Below are 16,314 nucleotides of genomic sequence, written 5' to 3' on the forward strand. Positions count from 1 at the left end.
CTCCTAGCTGATCGGGCGACCCCGCCAGGTGAGCCGGCGCCGCTTCCGCAGATGGTACGACCGGAGGGTCAGCCAACCGAGGACCACGACCGACACGGGGTGTGCCAGCGCGTCGGGCCAGGCCCGCCCGCCGGTGGCGCGGGCGCTGACCACCCGCCCGGCGACGCCGAGCAGGTAGGCGGCCAGCGCGAGCCCGGCCGTCACCGGCGCGCCGGCCACCAGGGCGCCGAGCGCGACCAGCGGGGGAGCGGTGTAGAGCAGGAGCAGCAGGGCCACCACCACGGCGGCGGCGGCCGGATGTCCGAAGGAGGCCCAGAGCGACTTGGTGTAGCCGTCGCGCAGCTGCGGCCAGCTGTCGTACATCCGGCAGGCGGCCAGCCGGGACCCGTCGGCCAGGGCGATCCGGCCGCCGGACCGCTTCACGGCGCGGGCCAGCTCGATGTCCTCCAGGACCCGGTCGGCCACCGCGGCGTGCCCGCCGGCCCGCAGGTAGCCGGCCCGGTCCACGACCAGGAACTGCCCGCCCGCCGCGGCGAGCGACGGCCGCGGCGAGCGTTCCATCGCGCGCAGCGGCAGGAAGGTCAGCCACAACCACTGCAGCAGCGGCTGCACCAGGCGGTCGGTCGCCGTCCGCACCACGATCCGGGGGTACGGCGACAGCAGCGTCGCGCCCGCCGCGCGCAGCCCGGTCACCGCCGCCGCCACGGCGTACGGGGTGAGCACCACGTCGGCGTCGACGAAGGCCAGCACGGTCGGGGCCGGGTCGGTGCGGGTGGCGAGCTGCCAGCAGGCGTGCGGCTTGCCCAGCCAGCCGGGCGGCGGGGCGACCCCGGTGAGCAGGGTGACCCGCGGGTCGTCGCCGGCCACCGCGCGGACCACGTCGGCGGTGCCGTCCGTCGAGCCGTCGTCGAGCACCACGATCCGCAGCTCGGGCACGCCGCGCTGGGCGAGCAGCGCGCGCAGGCACGGGGTGACCCGGTCGGCCTCGTCGCGCAGCGGCAGCAGCACCGCCACCGCCTCGGTGACCTCGGCCGGGCCGGCGCCGGGGCGGCGCAGCCAGGCGGTGGCGTTGACGACGGTGTGCGCGGTGAGCACGGCGACCGCCGCGACCAGGACCAGCGCGGGGATCATGCCGGCGCGTCGACGCGGGGCGTCGGTTCCGCCACCCCGGCACCGGCCCGGCGCCGGCGGGCGCGCAGCAGCGTGACCGCCAGCGGCACGGCGGCCACCGCCATCCCGGCCGCGCCCCAGGCCGCCGAGGCGGGCAGCCGGAGGAAGACCGCGTGCGCCAGCACGCTGGAGGCGTACGTCCACAGGTAGAGCGCGAACATCGGCGCGTCCCGCCCGTCGGTGCGGTCGACGGCCGGCCCGGCGAGCGGGCGCAGCGCGGCCGTCAGCAGCACCGCGAAGAGCAGCCAGCCGAGGTAGTTGCTGACCGGGATGCCGGGCAGTCCGGGAAGGGCCGGGACGGCGTCCCGCCAGCGCCAGTAGCCCTCGGCCACCATCTGCGGGTCGAGGAAGAGGTCCCAGGCGGCCAGCCCGACCGCGGCGAGGGCGATCCGGCCCGGCCGGGAGCGGGTGAGCCGGACCGCGGTGAGCCAGGCCGGCCAGGCCATCCAGGTCCAGGCCAGCGGGATGACCAGCGGCACCCCGGCCAGCTTCGGGCCCAGTTCGCCGGAGTAGTCGTAGCTGCCGAACGGGAAGCCGGTCGCCACGCCGAGCGCCTCGATCGCGAAGCCGCCGCCGGTGGCCACGGCGACCAGCGCGAGCGCGGTGCGCGTACCCCGGGTGAGCAAGGCGTGCCCGACGGAGAGCAGCCAGCCGAGCCCGACCGTGGCCACGGTCAGCCCGGCCCGGGTCGCGCCGCCGGTGAGCGGGTAGCAGATCTGGGCCAGGACCAGGACGGCCAGCAACGCCCAGGGCAGCCGCTTCCGGATCACGGAGTGTCCGGTGCGCCGCCGGGGCCGGGCGGGGGCAGCGGCAGGTCCCGGCCGAGCACGCCGAACGGCCGCTCGTCGCCGGGGAAGTGGAAGTGGCGCAGGATGTCGACGAAGCCGAACCGCCGGTAGAGCCGCCAGGCCCGGGACTTCTGCTCGTCGGCCTCCGGCGTGGAGAGCAGGGTGGTGCTCCCCTCGGCCATGGTGAGCAGCGCGCGCAGTTGGCCGGCGCCCAGGCCGTGCCCCTGCGCGGGCGGGCGGACGTGCAGCTCGACCACCTCGAAGCAGTGGGTCAGCCAGCGCAGCCGGGCCTCGCCGTCCAGCGCCCGGTGCACCTGGTCGTGCCACCACTGGCCGGCGGCGCCGAGGTAGCCGTACCCGAAGCCGGCCAGGTGTCCCTCGGAGGTCAGGCTGGCGACGGCGCGGAAGCCGGGACGGCGGACGTGGGTGGCGATGTAGCCGCGCCGGGCCTCCAGCAGGTCGGCGCGGTAGCCCATCGCCTCGCCGTAGACGGCCACCACGTCGTCCAGCCGCCGGACCAGATCGTCCGGCGTCCACCGCACCAACCTCATGCGTTCCCTCTCGCCGCTTCCGGGCCGCTCTCGGGGGCGACCCATCCCAGCACCGCGCGGTCGCCGACCACGTCGGCCACCGCGAACCGCGCGAACAGTTCCTCCGCGTACCAGCCCTCGGTGGGGGTGCGGGTGATCGCGGCCCGGTGCTCCGGGTGACGGTACGCGAACGCGACGAGGTCCGCCGCGTCGCGCCACAGGCTCACCGTGCCCTGCCAGCCCAGCGGGGCCTCGCCGACGCCGAACCGGGCGAGCAGCCCGGGCGCGGCGTGCAGGGCGGCGGCGACCGGCGGGATCGCCCGCCAGAAGGTGACCGCCCGCCGGGCCCGCAGCCGGGCCCGGGTCAGCGCCAGCACCGGCCCGGCGACCCGCCCGCCGGACGGTTCACCGAACGGCCGGTGGCCGGACCACTCGCCCCGGCTGGTCAGCGGGCGCAGCTCCACCCGTACGCGGGCGCGGGCGAGCCGGGCCCAGGAGCGGCCGACCGGGGAGGCGTCGAAGCCGGCCGCCGCGGCGGGGGAGTCCCACACCACCAGGGCGGCCCACCGGGTCAGGTCGGTGTCGCCGGGGCCGAAGCCGGTGCCGGTCCCGGTGCCGAGCAGCTTGGCGAAGCGGACGCCGGGCATCCGGCGCAGCCGCGCCGGGTGGGTCGCCATCCGGGCCAGCGCCCGGGGGACGGCCGTGCGGGGGATCCGCCACACGTGCAGCGTGACGAGCTCGGGAGTCACGCCACCTCGTGCGGGGTGCCGGCGGTGAGCCGCAGCAGCTCCGCGTGCGTGGTGGGGAAGACCGCCTGCGGCACGCCGCCGGCCGCCCACACCTCGTCGTACGCCGCCAGCGCGGTGTCCACGATGGTGCGCAGCGGCTGCGGGTGCCCGACCGGGGCGACCCCGCCGATCACCTGCCCGGTGTGCCGCTTGACGAATTCCGGGGCGGCCCGGCGCAGGTGGGTGACCCCGAGGGACGCGGCCAGCCCGGCGGTGTCCACCCGGTGCGCGCCGGAGGTGAGCACCAGCAGGGGCGCGTCGTCGGCGTCGAAGACGAGCGAGTTGGCGATGGCGCCGACTTCGACGCCGAGCGCCTCGGCTGCCGCGGCGGCGGTGTGCACGGCCTCGGGCAGCAGACGGACCTGGCTCGGGCCGCCGGAGCCGTCCCGCGCGCCCGCGTCGTCGAGCGCCCGCTGCACCGCCTGCACGTTCGGGTGTGGCTGCATGCCGTTCATTCTCCCCGCCGCGCCCGCCCCGCCGCGCCCGGTCCCACCCCGGGCGCGTCGATCACGAAGTTGTTGCGCCGGCCGTCGGCCTGTCGCGACAACAACCTCATGGTCGACGGGGTGAGCGGGCGGTGATGAGCGCCTCGATGCCGTCGAGGATCCGGGCCAGGCCGAAGTCGAGGGCCGCGTCGGCGGCCTGCGGGTCGGTGTCGCGCAGGGCGGCGTCCAGCGCCGGGAACCGCTCCTCCCGGCCGCGGATCAGGGCGCCGAAGGCGGCCTCCCGGCCCGCGCCGGGCGCGTCGTCCGGCGGCGCGTGCTGGGCCAGGTTGCGGGCGTGCCCGACCAGCAGCACCGCGACGTCGAGCTGCTCGGCGCCGGTCAGCCCGGTGCCGGCGAGGGCGGCGACCACCCGTTCCAGCCAGGCCAGCTCGTTCGGGCCGGGCAGTCGGGGGCCGGCGGTCGTCGCCTGGGCCCACGGGTGCCGGCGGAACCGGTCGAAGAGCTGGCGGGTCCAGTCGTCGAGCTGGCCGCGCCAGTCGGCCCCGGCCGGGGGTGGGGGCGGCTCGCCGACCGCCGTCTCCAGCATGAGCGCCACCAGTTCGGCGCGGCCGGGCACGTACCGGTAGAGCGCCATCTTGGTGACGTCCAGCGACTCGGCGACCCGCTGCATGGTCAGCCCGTCGAGCCCGTCGGCGTCGGCGATGGTGATGCCGGCGCGGGCGATCGCGGCCAGCGTGAGGGTGGGGCGCGGCCCGCGCCGGGGACCGGTCGGGGTCCCCCACAGCAGCTCCCGCAGCCGGCCCTGGTCGGCGCCACCGGTCTCCACGATCACCCCTTGTCCTCGGCCCGAAACTGTGTCTAGAGTACTCTGTATCCAAGGGACACAGTTTAGAACGGGGAATGACATGTCCACTCCACTTCGCGGTTTCCGCGTGCTCGTCTCCGGCGCCGGTGTCGCCGGCCCGGCGGTGGCCTGGTGGCTGACCCGGCACGGGGCCGAGGTCACCGTCGTCGAGGCCGCTCCCGCGCTGCGGACCAGCGGCTTCGCGGTCGACTTCCGGGGACCCACCCACCTGGGCGTGCTCGCCGCCATGGGCGTGCTCGACGAGTTGCGCGCGGTGCAGACCCACGCCGGCGCCATGAGCCGGGTGGACGAGCACGACCGGGAGATCTTCCGGCTGCCGGCCGAGTTCGCCGGCGGCGAGCTGGAGGTCCTCCGCCGGGACCTGTCCCGGATCCTCCACGAGCACGGCGCCGACCGGGTCGGGTACGTGTTCGGCGACCGGATCACCGCGCTCACCGAGACCGCCGACGGGGTGCGGGTCGACCTCGCCCGGGGCGCCTCCCGCACCGTCGACCTGGTGATCGGTGCGGACGGGCTGCACTCGGGCGTGCGGCGGCTGGCGTTCGGGCCCGAGTCGGCGTACGTCCGCCACCTCGGCTACCACCTGGCCGGCTGGGACGTGCCCGACGACGGCTTCGACGTCGTCCCCCGGCAGTACAACGTGCCCGGCCGGATGGCCAGCGTGGCCGCCGACCAGCGCGCCCCGGGCCGGGCGGGCGCCCTCGTCGTGTTCGCCTCGCCCCGGCAGGACCACGACCGGCTCGACCTCGACCGGCAGAAGGCGTTGATCACCGACGCCTTCGCCGGGCTGGGCTGGCACGTGCCCCGGCTGCTGGCCGGCCTGCGCGCCGCGCCCGAGCTGTACTTCGACGCGATCGCCCGGGTCAGCGTGCCCCGCTGGCACACCGGCCGGGCGGTGCTGCTCGGCGACGCGGCCTGGGGGGTGACCCTCGGCGGGATGGGGGTGGGCACCGGCCTCGTCGGGGCGTACGTGCTCGCCGGTGAGCTGGCCCTGGCCGGCGGCGACCACCGGGTGGCGCTGCCCGCGTACGAGCGGCGGATGCGGGGCTACGCCGGCCGCTGGCAGCGCGGCGCCAGCCCCGGCCACTTCCTCGCCCCGGCCACCGGCTGGGGGCTGTGGCTGCGCGACCGGCTGCTGTCCACCCGCCCGGTCCGGTCGCTGCTGGTCCGCAGCACCGACTCGCTGGCCACCGAGGCCGACCTGCCCGACTACGCGGCGCGGGTCTGAACCGCCGGTCGGGAGCCGGGCCAGTTCGGGGTGGCCCGGATCCCGCCGCCGGCGTCCACCAGCAGGGCCGCGTACCCGTCCAGGGTGGCCAGCCAGTCGAGCGCGTCCGCGCCGCGGGCGACGGCCGCGGTGGCGTACACGTCGGCCCACAGCAGTTCGGGGCCGACCACGGTGACCGACCGGACGGCCCGAGCCGGCCGGCCGGCGCGCGGGTCGGTGATGTGCGCGCCGCGCCGCGCGGTGCCGGACGTGGCGACCGCGCCGTGCGGGCGGGCGACGACGTCGAGCAGCCGATCGGGGCGGTCCGGGTCCTCGATCCCGACCCGCCAGGCCGGCCGGCCCGGCGCGGTGCGCAGCAGCACGTCCCCGCCGGCGTTGAGGCACAGGTCGTGGTCGGGCAGCGCCAACCAGCGCGCGGCCCGCTCCACCGCCCACCCCTTGACCAGGCCGGACGGGTCGAAGCCGGTGCCTCCGCCGGGCAGCGGCAGCCGCCGGGCGTCGAACCACCCGCCGGTGCGGACACGGGCCGCCTCGCAGCGCTCGACCACCTCGCGCACCAGCGGGTCCACGGCGGCCGGGTCGGGCATCGCCCCGCCGAGCCGCCCCAGCACGCTGTCCGGCCGGTACGTGCTGAACGTCGCGTCCACGTCGCGCAGCTCGGCGAAGACCCGCTCCACCCGCTCGGCCACCGCGTCGGTGCGCACCTCGGGGCCGCGCAGGTGCACGCTGACCGGCAGCCCCATCACCTGGACCACCCAGGCGCGCCGGTCGGGTTCCCTGGTCAGGTTCATGGCGTCCTCACTTCAGGTGCGCCGCGTCGATGGCGGACTGGAGGGACTCGCGGTAGCCGTCGCTGGTGACGGTGGCCCCCGAGACGGTGTCGATCCGCGGGCTCTGCGCGGTCAGGGCCTCCTGCCGCAGGATCGGCACCGCGTAGTCGTTGATCTCCTGGTCCCGGTGGTTGCCGTCCGGCACCTGGAGCACGGTGACGTCGGTGATCTTCCCGCCGGAGACGGTGATCCTCACCTGCACCGGTCCCCACCGGGTCCGCGCCACCGATCCGGTGGCCGTGCCGCTGCCGCTCGACGTGCCGCTGCCCCCGCTCGACGTGTCGCCGTTCGACGAGCCCGACCCGTCGTCCGTGCCGGTCCAGGAGCTGCCGCTGCCGGCCGGGCCGTCCGAGCCGGAGGCGATCGCGCTGGTCTCCCCACCCGCGCCCATGGTGCTGGTCCGGTAGCTGAACAGCAGCACCAGCGCGGCCACCGTGGAGAGCAGCCAGATGGTGATCCGTCGCACGGATCCTCCCTTCGCGCCTGTCACCAGGCGAAGCGTTCGTGATGGGTGTGCGCCTCGGGGACCCCCGCCGCGCGGATCGCGGCGCGGGCGGCGTCGACCCAGCCGTCCGGCCCGCAGAGGAAGACGTCGTGGCCGGCGACGCCGGGGGAGAGCCGGCGCAGTGCCTCCGCGTCGGAGAGCCCCTCGGCGTAGGCCGGCAGCCAGGACGGGTGCACCGCCCGGGGGCCGACCAGGTGGTGCACGACCAGCCCGCGCTCCGCGGCGAGCCGGTCCAGCTCCGCACGGAAGGCCAGGTCCTCCGGGGTACGCGCGCGGTAGAGCAGCACCGCCTGGCCGGGCGCGTACGGCAGCTCCCACAGCAGGGCCAGCAGGGGGGTGATGCCGACCCCGCAGGCCAGCATGGTGATCCCGCCACCGCGCCAGCGCTCCCCGGTGAGCCGCCCGTACGGCCCTTCGACGAGCACCCGCGTGCCGGGGCGCAGGGCGGCCACCCGGGCGCTGCCGTCGCCCAGGTCCTTGACCGTGATCCGCATGAGGTCGCCGTTCGGCGGCGCGGACAGCGAGTACGGGTGGGCCCGGGACCAGCCGGGCCCGTCCAGGAACCGCCAGAGCAGGAACTGCCCGGCCCGGACGGGCAGCCGGTGCAGGTCGCGCCCGCGCAGCCAGACCGAGGTGATCCCGGGCGCCTCGGTGACCACGGCGGCCACCTCGATCCGGTGCCGCAGTGAGCGCCAGGCGGGCAGCCCCAGCCGCCAGACCAGCACACTGGCGAGCGCCAGCAGGTAGACGGTCCACCAGTAGGCGCGGGCGAGCGGCGAGGTGACGAAGTCCGCGCCGGTCCAGAGCTGGTGCGGCAGCGCCAGCGCGACGCCCAGGTACGCGTACAGGTGCAGCAGGTGCCAGGACTCGTAGCGCAGCCGGCGCCGGGCCGCGCGGACCGAGGTCACCACCACGAGCACCAGCAGGGCCAGCGCCGCGGTGGCCAGCAGCATCCCCGGGTACGTGACGACGAGGTCCCAGGTCTCGGCGAGCACCCCCCGGCGGGTGGTGCCGGCGTACCCGAGGACGGTCAGCAGCACGTGCGCCAGGAGCAGGTGGAACGAGGTGAAGCCGGTGAGCCGGTGCCAGCGGGCGATCCGGTCCTGGCCGAAGCGCCGCTCGATCAGCGGCACCCGGGCCATGAGCACCACCTGGACGAGCATCAGGTCGGCGCTGACCAGGCCGGCGAGCCGGCCGAGCGAGGTGAGGCCGGTGGCCGGGCCGCCCAGCAGCTCCTGCACGCCGCGGTCGGCGGTCCAGAGCGCGGTGACCACCAGCAGGCTGAGCGCCGCGGCGCCGCCGGCCACGTCGGCCCACCAGGCCGGGGCCGCCGGCCGGGTCCGGCGCGGGGTTCGCCGGCCGGCGACGGCGGCGGTCACCGGGGCTTCCTCCCGGTACGGCTGACGTTCATGTGGTCAACCCTGGCGGCCGGAGCTCGGCGGTTCCTTTGCCGGTGCTGTGCGCGCCCTGAGAATCCGGTCGTCTCCCGGCGCGCCACACGTTGCGTTTTCGTCGGAGGGGAGGTGTACTGTCAGAGCAGTTAGAACGAGTGTTCGATTCAGTCGTACGCTCGTTCCAACGTCCGGGAGCGGTGTTTCGCGGCTCCGGCTCCCGGGAGGTGCGGTTCCGCGGACCGCACCGGGCTCCGGACAGTCGCGAGTCCGGACCCGTCAAGGCAGGATCGTCGCCCGCCGCCCACGACCCCCGGGCGGCGGGCGACGGACCCGCCGGTACGCCGGCCGGGTGTGGTGTGGGGAAGCATCCACACCCGGCCGGCCCCCACCTGGTGCGTCTTCCTCCGCACCGCCCGTTCCGGGCGTCCCGGGCGACGGTTCCCCGTCGCGCGGCCGCCCCGCCCCGGCCCACGCGGAGGAGAGACCATGTCGACCAGTCCGGCCCAGGCGCCCACGGTGCCCGCGCACGTGCTGCCGCACCGCACCCCCGCCCAACTGCTCGTGGTGGCCCGCCACGGGCTGGCCGAGGCCACCCGGACCCGCCCCGACGGTCTCCGGTACGCCGCCGCCCACCTCGCCGCGCTGCGCGCCGCCGCCGCCCTGCTGGCCGCCCGCGCCCGCCCCGCACCGACCCGGCGCAACCGGATCACCAGCGTCTGGGTGCTGCTCGCCGCCGTCGCCCCCGAGCTGGACGAGTGGGCCGCCTACTTCGCGGCCGGGGCCAGCAAGCGGGCCGCCGCCGAGGCCGGCATCCCCCGGGTGGTCACCGCCCGGGAGGCCGACGACCTGCTCCGCGCCGCCGAGGAGTTCGTGACCGTGGTGGAGACCGCGCTCGGCCTGGCACACCAACCGGCGCTCGACGAACCGCACCGGCCACTCCGGCTCGGCGTGCCTGACGCCCTGCCGCGACCCGGAGCAGCCGCCGCCTGAGTCGCGGCGCCCGGCCACCACCGGCGGGACCCCGGGTGGCCGGGCGCCGCTCCCGGCGACGGCGAGCACGCCGCGCCGGGCCGCACGCGCGTCCCGCACCGCACGATCCAAGCACCATCCACGGGCCGGTGCCCGTGGTGAACACACGACGGGGGGTAGGTCCGATGGCGGGCCGCATGGTGGTCGGTTCCGCCGCCCTGGCCGAGCTGGTACGCCCGGCCAGCGCGCCCGACCCGGCGGGTGGCCACCGGGTGCTCCCCGTCCGGCCCGAGCTGACCGGGCTGCTGCCCAACCGCGGGCTGCGGCGCGGCAGCACCATCGCGGTCGGCGCCGGCCAGCCCCGGCGCAGCGGGGCCACCTCCCTGATCCTCGCCCTGCTCGCCGAGGCGTCCCGGGCCGGCTCGTGGTGCGCCGTGGTCGGCGTGCCCACCTTCGGGGCGGGCGCGGCGGCCGAGGCCGGCATCGCCCTGGACCGGCTCGCCCTGGTGCCGAACCCCGGGCCGGAGTGGCCCACCGTCGTCGCCGCGCTCATCGACGGGGTCGACGTGGTGGTCACCGCCGTGCCGACCACGGTCTCCTCCTCGGTCGCCAACCGGCTGGCCGCCCGGGCCCGGCAGCGCGGCAGCGTGCTCGTCCCGTACGGCCGGTGGGACGGCGCGGACGTGACGCTCCAGGTGGTCCGCGGGGTCTGGGAGGGGCTCGGGCCGGGCCGGGGCCGGCTGCGCCGCCGGGAGGTGACCGTCTCGGCCCGCGGCCGGGGCGCGGCCGCCCGCCCCAAGGAGATCAAGGTCTGGCTGCCCGGCGACGAGCTGACCCGGGTGATCCCGCGGGCGACCGGCGGCGGCCCGGTCCGCGCCGCCGCGCCCCGGCGGTTCCGCGTGGTGGCCCCGGCCGCCGCTGCCGCCGTCCGGCCGTTCACCGTGGTCGGGTCGGCATGAGCGGTGCGCCGGCGCGGACCCTGCTGCTCTGGTGCCCGGACTGGCCGGTCCTCGCCGCCGAGATCGTCGACGGGGTGCCCGCCACCGACCCGGTCGCCGTACTGCACGCCAACCGGGTGGTCGCCTGCTCCGAGCGGGCCCGCGCCGAGGGCGTCCGCCGGGGGCTGCGCCGGCGGGAGGCGCAGGGCCGCTGCCCCCAGCTCACCGTCGTCGACCACGATCCCGCCCGGGACGCCCGGGCGTTCGAGCCGGTGGTGGCCGCCGTCGAGGAGGTGGTCGCCGGGGTCGAGGTGATCCGCCCCGGGGCCTGCGCGCTGGCCGCCCGGGGTCCCAGCCGCTACCTGGGCGGCGAGGAGGCGGCGGCCGAGCGGATCGTCGAGCACGTCGCCCAGACCTGCGCGGTGGAGAGCCAGGTCGGCATCGCCGACGGGGTCTTCGCCGCCGGGCTGGCCGCCCGGGACGGGCGGATCGTGCCTCCCGGCGGGACCCCGGAGTTCCTGGCCGGCCTGCCCGTCGAGGCGCTCGGCCGACCCACCCTGACCGACCTGCTGCGCCGGCTGGGCGTCCGCACCCTCGGCGACTTCGCCGCGCTGCCCGCCGGGGACGTGCTGGCCCGGTTCGGCTTCGACGGGGCGCTGGCCCACCGGCTCGCCGCCGGCCGGGACCACCGGCCGCTCGCGGTCCGGCAGCCGCCCGCCGACCTGACCGTCACCGCCGACCACGACGAGCCGATCGACCGGGTCGACGCCGCGGCGTTCGCCGCCCGGACGCTGGCCGAGCAACTGCACGAGCGGCTGGCCGCGCACGGGCTGGCCTGCACCCGGCTCGGCATCGAGGCGGTCACCGCGCACGGTCAGGAGCTGCACCGGGTCTGGCGGCACGACGGGCTGCTCACCGCGGCGGCCATCGCCGACCGGGTCCGCTGGCAGCTCGACGGCTGGCTCTCCGGCAGCAACGGCCGGGGCGGCGCCCGCCCGGCCCGCCCCACCGCCGGGATCATCCGGCTGCGGCTGGTGCCGGCCGGGGTGCTCGCCCAGGCCGGCCTGCAACCCGGCCTCTGGGGGGAGACGGGCGAGGAGCGGGAGCGGGCGCACCGCGCGTTGAGCCGGGTGCAGGGCATCCTCGGTCCCGAGGCGGTGGTCACCGCCGTGCTCGGCGGCGGGCGCTCCCCGGCCGACCAGGTGCGCCTGGTCCCGTGGGGCGACGAGCGCCTGCCCGCCCGCCCCGGCCCGCCACCCCTGCCGGCCGCCGAGCCCGCCCCGGCCGTCGAGCCCGTCCCGGCCGCGGGGCCCGTGCCGGCTGCCGCGCCCGTCCCGGCTGCCACGCCTGTCCCGGCTGTCGCGTCGGCGGTGCCGACCGGGCGGCCCCGGGCCGGTGCGGTGGCGCGGCCGGACCGGGCCGGTGCGGTGGGGCGCTCGGGGGGCCGCCCGGCCCGCAGCGGCGGGTCGGCGCCGGTGCCGCCGTGGCCGGGACGGATCCCGCCGCCCGCGCCGGCCGTGGTGCTGCCCACCCCGCTGCCCGCCGCCGTGCACGACGCCGACGGCGAGCCGGTCGTGGTGAGCGCCCGGCTGGCGGTCAGCGCGGCGCCGGCCCGGCTGACCGTCGGCGCCGGCGGCCCGGCCGAGATCACCGGCTGGGCCGGTCCGTGGCCGGTGGACGAGCGCTGGTGGGCGCCGGCCGAGGCCCGCCGCCGGGCCCGGTTCCAGGTCTGCCTGGCCGACGGGGCCGCCCTGCTGCTCGCGGTCGAGGGCGGCCAGTGGCTGGTGGAGGCGATCTATGACTGAGCGCCGCGCCTCGGCCGCGCTGGGTGCCCTGGTCGTGGGCCGTGCCTCGGCCGTGCGGCGTGCCTCGACCGTGCAGCGTGCTTCGGTCGGGCGTCGCGCCGACGTGCCGCGCCGGCTCCTACCCGTCGGAGGCTACGAACTTGATGACGTGAACAGATCGCCATTGGCTCCCGCTCCCGCTCCCGCTCCCGCTCCCGCTCCCGCTCCCGCTCCCGCTCCCGCTCCCGCGATTCATCTGCGTCATCAAGTTCGTAGTCAACCAACAGCCACCCGCCGCCTGGCGGGGGCGGAGCCAGATCCGGCGGAACCAGGTCCTGCGGAACCAGGTCCTGGAGGAATCCGGCCCCTGCGGAGGCCGCAACCGGCCACGATGTCGACGCGGAACCGCCCGGGAGCCGGCCGGTGAGCTTCCACAACCCGAAGATGCCCTGGTCGGAGCTGGAGCAGGTGCTCTCCGGGCGGCCCGACGGTCGGTCCGGCAAGGGGCGGCCCAAGGGCGAGCGGCACCTGCACGTGGTGGACCCGCTCGCGGTCGACGCCGACGGCGGCGACTCCCCGGCGTGGAGCCGCAAGCGGCAGGAGTACGTGCCGCCGGAGCTGCCCCGGCCCGACGACGCGGTGCCTTACGCGGAACTGCACGCGCACACCAACTTCAGCTTCCTCGACGGCGCCAGCCACCCCGAGGAGCTGGCCGAGGAGGCCGCCCGGCTGGGGCTCACGGCGCTCGCCGTCACCGACCACGACGGCTTCTACGGCGTGGTGCGCTTCGCCGAGGCGGCCCGCGCGCTGCACCTGCCCACGGTCTTCGGCGCGGAGCTCTCTCTCGGGCTGCCCGGCCCGCAGAACGGCGAGCCGGACCCGCACGGCGCGCACCTGCTGGTGCTGGCCCACGGCCACGAGGGGTACGCCCGGCTCGCCGCCACCATCGCCCGGGCGCAGCTGCGCGGCGGGGAGAAGGGCCGACCGGTCTACGGCGAGCTGGAGGAGGTCGCCGCCGAGCTGCGCGACCACGTGCTGGTGCTCACCGGCTGCCGCAAGGGGCACGTGCCCGGCGCGCTGCTCACCGAGGGCGTGGACGCGGCGGCCCGGGAGCTGGACCGGCTCACCGCGCTCTTCGGCGCCGAGACGGTGGCGGTGGAGCTGACCGACCACGGCCACCCGCTCGACGCCGACCGCAACGACGCGCTGGCCGAGCTGGCCGCCGCGGCGGGGCTGCCCACGGTGGCCACCAACAACGTGCACTACGCCACCCCGGGGCGGCGCCGGCTGGCCACCACCGTGGCGGCGGTGCGGGCCCGGCGCAGCCTCGACGAGATCGACGGCTGGCTGCCCGCCGCCGCCACCGCCCACCTGCGCAGCGGCGCGGAGATGGCGGCGCGGTTCGCCGCGTACCCGGGTGCGGTGGCCCGGGCCGCCGAGTTCGGCGCGGAACTCGCCTTCGACCTGCAACTGGTCGCGCCGCAGCTGCCGGCGTACCCGGTGCCGCCGGGGCACACCGAGATGAGCTGGCTGCGCCACCTCACCATGGCCGGCGCCCGGGAGCGCTACGGCCCGCCCGAGGCGCACCCGGAGGCGTACGCGCAGCTGGAGCACGAGCTGCGGATGATCGATGACCTCGGCTTCCCCGGCTACTTCCTGGTGGTCTACGACATCGTCGCGTTCTGCCGCGAGCAGGACATCTACTGCCAGGGTCGGGGCTCGGCGGCCAACTCGGCGGTCTGCTACGCGCTGCGGATCACCAACGTGGACGCGGTGCGGCACCGGCTGCTCTTCGAGCGTTTCCTCGCCCCCGAGCGGGACGGCCCGCCCGACATCGACGTGGACATCGAATCCGACCGCCGGGAGGAGGTGATCCAGCACGTCTACGCCCGGTACGGCCGGGAGCACACCGCCCAGGTCGCCAACGTCATCTCCTACCGGCCGCGGTCGGCGGTGCGGGACGTGGCCAAGGCGTTCGGCTTCTCGCCCGGGCAGCAGGACGCCTGGAGCAAGCAGATCGACCGCTGGGGCTCGGTCGCGGCGGTCGACGTGGAGGACATCCCCGAGCAGGTGGTGGCGTACGCCAACGAGCTGCAGACGTTCCCCCGGCACCTGGGCATCCACTCCGGCGGCATGGTGATCTGCGACCGACCGGTGATCGAGGTCTGCCCGGTGGAGTGGGGGCGGATGCCCGGCCGCAGCGTGCTCCAGTGGGACAAGGACGACTGCGCCGCCGTCGGCCTGGTCAAGTTCGACCTGCTCGGCCTCGGCATGCTCTCCGCGCTGCACTACGGCTACGACCTGATCGGGATGAGCCTGGACCTGGGCGACATGACCCTGGACGACCCCGAGGTCTACGACATGCTCTGCCGGGCCGACTCGGTCGGGGTGTTCCAGGTGGAGAGCCGCGCCCAGATGGCCACGCTGCCCCGGCTCAAGCCCCGCGAGTTCTACGACCTGGTGGTGGAGGTGGCGCTGATCCGGCCCGGCCCGATCCAGGGCGGCTCGGTGCACCCGTTCATCCGGCGCAAGAACGGCCAGGAGCCGGTGACCTTCGCGCACCCGCTGATGCGCAACGCGCTGGAGAAGACCCTCGGCGTGCCGCTGTTCCAGGAGCAGCTCATGCAGCTCGCCATCGACCTGGCCGGCTTCGACGCGGCCGGGGCCGACCAGCTGCGCCGGGCCATGGGGGCGAAGCGCTCGGTGGAGCGGATGGCGCAGATCGCCGACCGGCTCTACGCCGGGATGGCCGAGCGGGGCATCACCGGCGAGCTGGCCGACGACGTCTACCGCAAGCTCACCGCGTTCGCCAGCTACGGCTTCCCGGAGAGCCACGCCATGAGCTTCGCCTACCTGGTGTACGCCAGTTCCTGGCTGAAGCGCTACCACCCGGGCCCGTTCCTGGCCGCGCTGCTCAACGCCCAGCCGATGGGCTTCTACTCGCCGCAGACCCTGGTCGACGACGCCCGCCGGCACGGCGTCGAGGTCCGCCGGCCGGACATCAACGCCAGCGGCGCCAAGGCGGTCCTGGAGTCCACGCCGGAGACCCGGTGGGGGAGCCAGCCGGGCGAGCCGCCGCACGCCTGGGGGCTGGGCGGCCCGGCGGTCCGGCTGGGGCTGTCGGGCGTGCGTACCCTCGGCGACGACGTGGCCGAGCGGATCGAGGCGGAGCGGACGGCCCACGGGCCGTACCGGGACATGCCGGACCTGGCCCGCCGGGTCGGCCTGACGGCGGCGCACCTGGAGGCGCTGGCCACCGCGGACGCCTTCGCCTGTTTCGGGCTGACCCGCCGGCAGGCCCTCTGGGCCGCCGGCGCGGCGGCGCAGGACCGGCCGGGCCGGCTGCCCGGCACGGTGACCGGCACGGCCCCGCCCACCCTGCCCGGGATGGAGGCGGTGGACCGGCTGGTCGCCGACGTCTGGGCCACCGGCCTGTCCCCGGAGAGCCACCCGGCCCGGTTCATCCGGGACCGGCTGGACGCCCTGGGCGCGGTGCCGATCGCCCGGCTGGGCCGGGTGGAACCCGGGCAGCGGATCCGGGTCGGCGGGATCGTCACCCACCGGCAGCGACCGGCGACCGCCGGCGGGGTCACGTTCCTCAACCTGGAGGACGAGACCGGCATGCTCAATGTCACTTGCTCCCCGGGGCTCTGGCAGCGCTACCGTCGAGTCGCCCGCACCAGCGGCGCGCTGGTGGTGCGGGGCCGGTTGCAGCGGCACGAGGGCGTCACGAGCCTCACCGCGGACCGGCTGGACGCGATCGAGCCGCCCGTCACGCCGGCGTCCCGGGATTTCCGGTGAGTGGAGTGATCCACATTACGGTTTCCGGGCCCCGGAGGCGGGAGACTCCCGGCACGGGTGGGCAGAGTGGCCCACCCGGGTATGGGGGATGAACCGATGACCTTTCACAGCACGTACCCCGGTGGCGTGGCGAACGCCCGGCGGACCCGGCTCGGCGCCGGCTGGGCGCCCACCCACGAGGTGGAGCCGCGGGAATACCAGGTGACCGACGGGCCGGTGGCCAACGCCCAGCGGTCCCGCGCCGAGGAGGACCCCGCCGGCGGTGGCGAGTCCTGACC

Annotated in this window: 15 protein-coding genes; 6 read left to right on the forward strand and 9 right to left on the reverse strand. The window is 76.9% G+C overall.

The window, feature by feature from the left end; all coding sequences use genetic code 11:
- Positions 1-3 precede the first annotated feature (3 nt).
- The 6 genes from NFX44_RS05635 to NFX44_RS05660 form a co-directional block, all read right to left on the reverse strand.
- The gene (locus tag NFX44_RS05635) at positions 4-1,131 is read right to left on the reverse strand and encodes a glycosyltransferase family 2 protein (protein WP_262282412.1); all 1,128 of its coding nucleotides are present in this window, start codon (positions 1,129-1,131) and stop codon (positions 4-6) included.
- Entirely contained in the window at positions 1,128-1,940 is an 813-nt protein-coding gene (locus NFX44_RS05640) for a carotenoid biosynthesis protein (protein WP_262282413.1), read from the reverse strand. The genes NFX44_RS05635 and NFX44_RS05640 overlap by 4 nt, the downstream gene beginning before the upstream one ends.
- Positions 1,937-2,509: an N-acetyltransferase gene (locus NFX44_RS05645; RefSeq protein WP_262282414.1), complete on the reverse strand. Its 573-nt coding sequence runs from the start codon at positions 2,507-2,509 to the stop codon at positions 1,937-1,939. The genes NFX44_RS05640 and NFX44_RS05645 overlap by 4 nt, the downstream gene beginning before the upstream one ends.
- A complete protein-coding gene (locus NFX44_RS05650; RefSeq protein WP_262282415.1) occupies positions 2,506-3,237 on the reverse strand; it encodes a monooxygenase in 732 nt (243 codons plus the stop codon). The genes NFX44_RS05645 and NFX44_RS05650 overlap by 4 nt, the downstream gene beginning before the upstream one ends.
- The gene (locus tag NFX44_RS05655; protein ID WP_262282416.1) at positions 3,234-3,722 is read right to left on the reverse strand and encodes a YbaK/EbsC family protein; all 489 of its coding nucleotides are present in this window, start codon (positions 3,720-3,722) and stop codon (positions 3,234-3,236) included. The genes NFX44_RS05650 and NFX44_RS05655 overlap by 4 nt, the downstream gene beginning before the upstream one ends.
- Positions 3,723-3,828: 106 nt before the next feature.
- The gene (locus NFX44_RS05660) at positions 3,829-4,554 is read right to left on the reverse strand and encodes a TetR/AcrR family transcriptional regulator (protein WP_262282417.1); all 726 of its coding nucleotides are present in this window, start codon (positions 4,552-4,554) and stop codon (positions 3,829-3,831) included.
- A gap of 73 nt (positions 4,555-4,627) precedes the next feature.
- On the opposite strand from NFX44_RS05660, the gene NFX44_RS05665 reads away from it, so the two are divergent.
- Positions 4,628-5,815 carry an FAD-dependent monooxygenase gene (locus tag NFX44_RS05665; protein WP_262282418.1) on the forward strand — a complete coding sequence of 396 codons (1,188 nt, stop codon included), beginning with the start codon at positions 4,628-4,630 and terminating at the stop codon, positions 5,813-5,815.
- On the opposite strand, the gene NFX44_RS05670 is transcribed toward NFX44_RS05665, so the two are convergent.
- From NFX44_RS05670 to NFX44_RS05680, 3 genes are read right to left on the reverse strand one after another with little or no spacing between them, the layout of a single operon-like run.
- The gene (locus NFX44_RS05670) at positions 5,797-6,606 is read right to left on the reverse strand and encodes an FAD:protein FMN transferase (RefSeq protein WP_262282419.1); all 810 of its coding nucleotides are present in this window, start codon (positions 6,604-6,606) and stop codon (positions 5,797-5,799) included. The genes NFX44_RS05665 and NFX44_RS05670 overlap by 19 nt on opposite strands.
- A gap of 7 nt (positions 6,607-6,613) precedes the next feature.
- Complete coding sequence (locus NFX44_RS05675; protein ID WP_262282420.1) at positions 6,614-7,111, reverse strand: FMN-binding protein; 498 nt, start codon at positions 7,109-7,111, stop codon at positions 6,614-6,616.
- A gap of 20 nt (positions 7,112-7,131) precedes the next feature.
- Positions 7,132-8,529, reverse strand: a complete 1,398-nt coding sequence (locus NFX44_RS05680) for a ferredoxin reductase family protein (RefSeq protein WP_262282421.1) — start codon at positions 8,527-8,529, stop codon at positions 7,132-7,134.
- A 501-nt stretch (positions 8,530-9,030) separates the two neighbouring features.
- Here NFX44_RS05680 and NFX44_RS05685 point away from each other — a divergent pair.
- The 5 genes from NFX44_RS05685 to NFX44_RS05705 all read left to right on the forward strand — a co-directional run bounded on the left by NFX44_RS05685 (position 9,031) and on the right by NFX44_RS05705 (position 16,312).
- On the forward strand, positions 9,031-9,534 hold the full coding sequence (locus tag NFX44_RS05685; RefSeq protein WP_262282422.1) for an SAV_6107 family HEPN domain-containing protein: 504 nt from the start codon (positions 9,031-9,033) through the stop codon (positions 9,532-9,534).
- Positions 9,535-9,698: 164 nt separating this feature from the next.
- Positions 9,699-10,472, forward strand: coding sequence for a hypothetical protein (locus NFX44_RS05690; protein ID WP_262282423.1), 774 nt, complete (start codon positions 9,699-9,701; stop codon positions 10,470-10,472).
- Entirely contained in the window at positions 10,469-12,256 is a 1,788-nt protein-coding gene (locus tag NFX44_RS05695; RefSeq protein ID WP_262282424.1) for a DNA polymerase Y family protein, read from the forward strand. Before NFX44_RS05690 ends, NFX44_RS05695 begins: the two co-directional genes overlap by 4 nt.
- Positions 12,257-12,658: 402 nt before the next feature.
- A complete protein-coding gene (locus NFX44_RS05700) occupies positions 12,659-16,036 on the forward strand; it encodes an error-prone DNA polymerase (protein ID WP_262282425.1) in 3,378 nt (1,125 codons plus the stop codon).
- A 96-nt stretch (positions 16,037-16,132) separates the two neighbouring features.
- Entirely contained in the window at positions 16,133-16,312 is a 180-nt protein-coding gene (locus NFX44_RS05705; protein ID WP_091268414.1) for a hypothetical protein, read from the forward strand.
- Positions 16,313-16,314 lie beyond the last annotated feature (2 nt).

It is taken from the genome of Micromonospora sp. MA102 (assembly GCF_025460765.1).
In the GTDB taxonomy this organism is placed as follows: Bacteria; Actinomycetota; Actinomycetes; order Mycobacteriales; family Micromonosporaceae; genus Micromonospora; species Micromonospora halotolerans.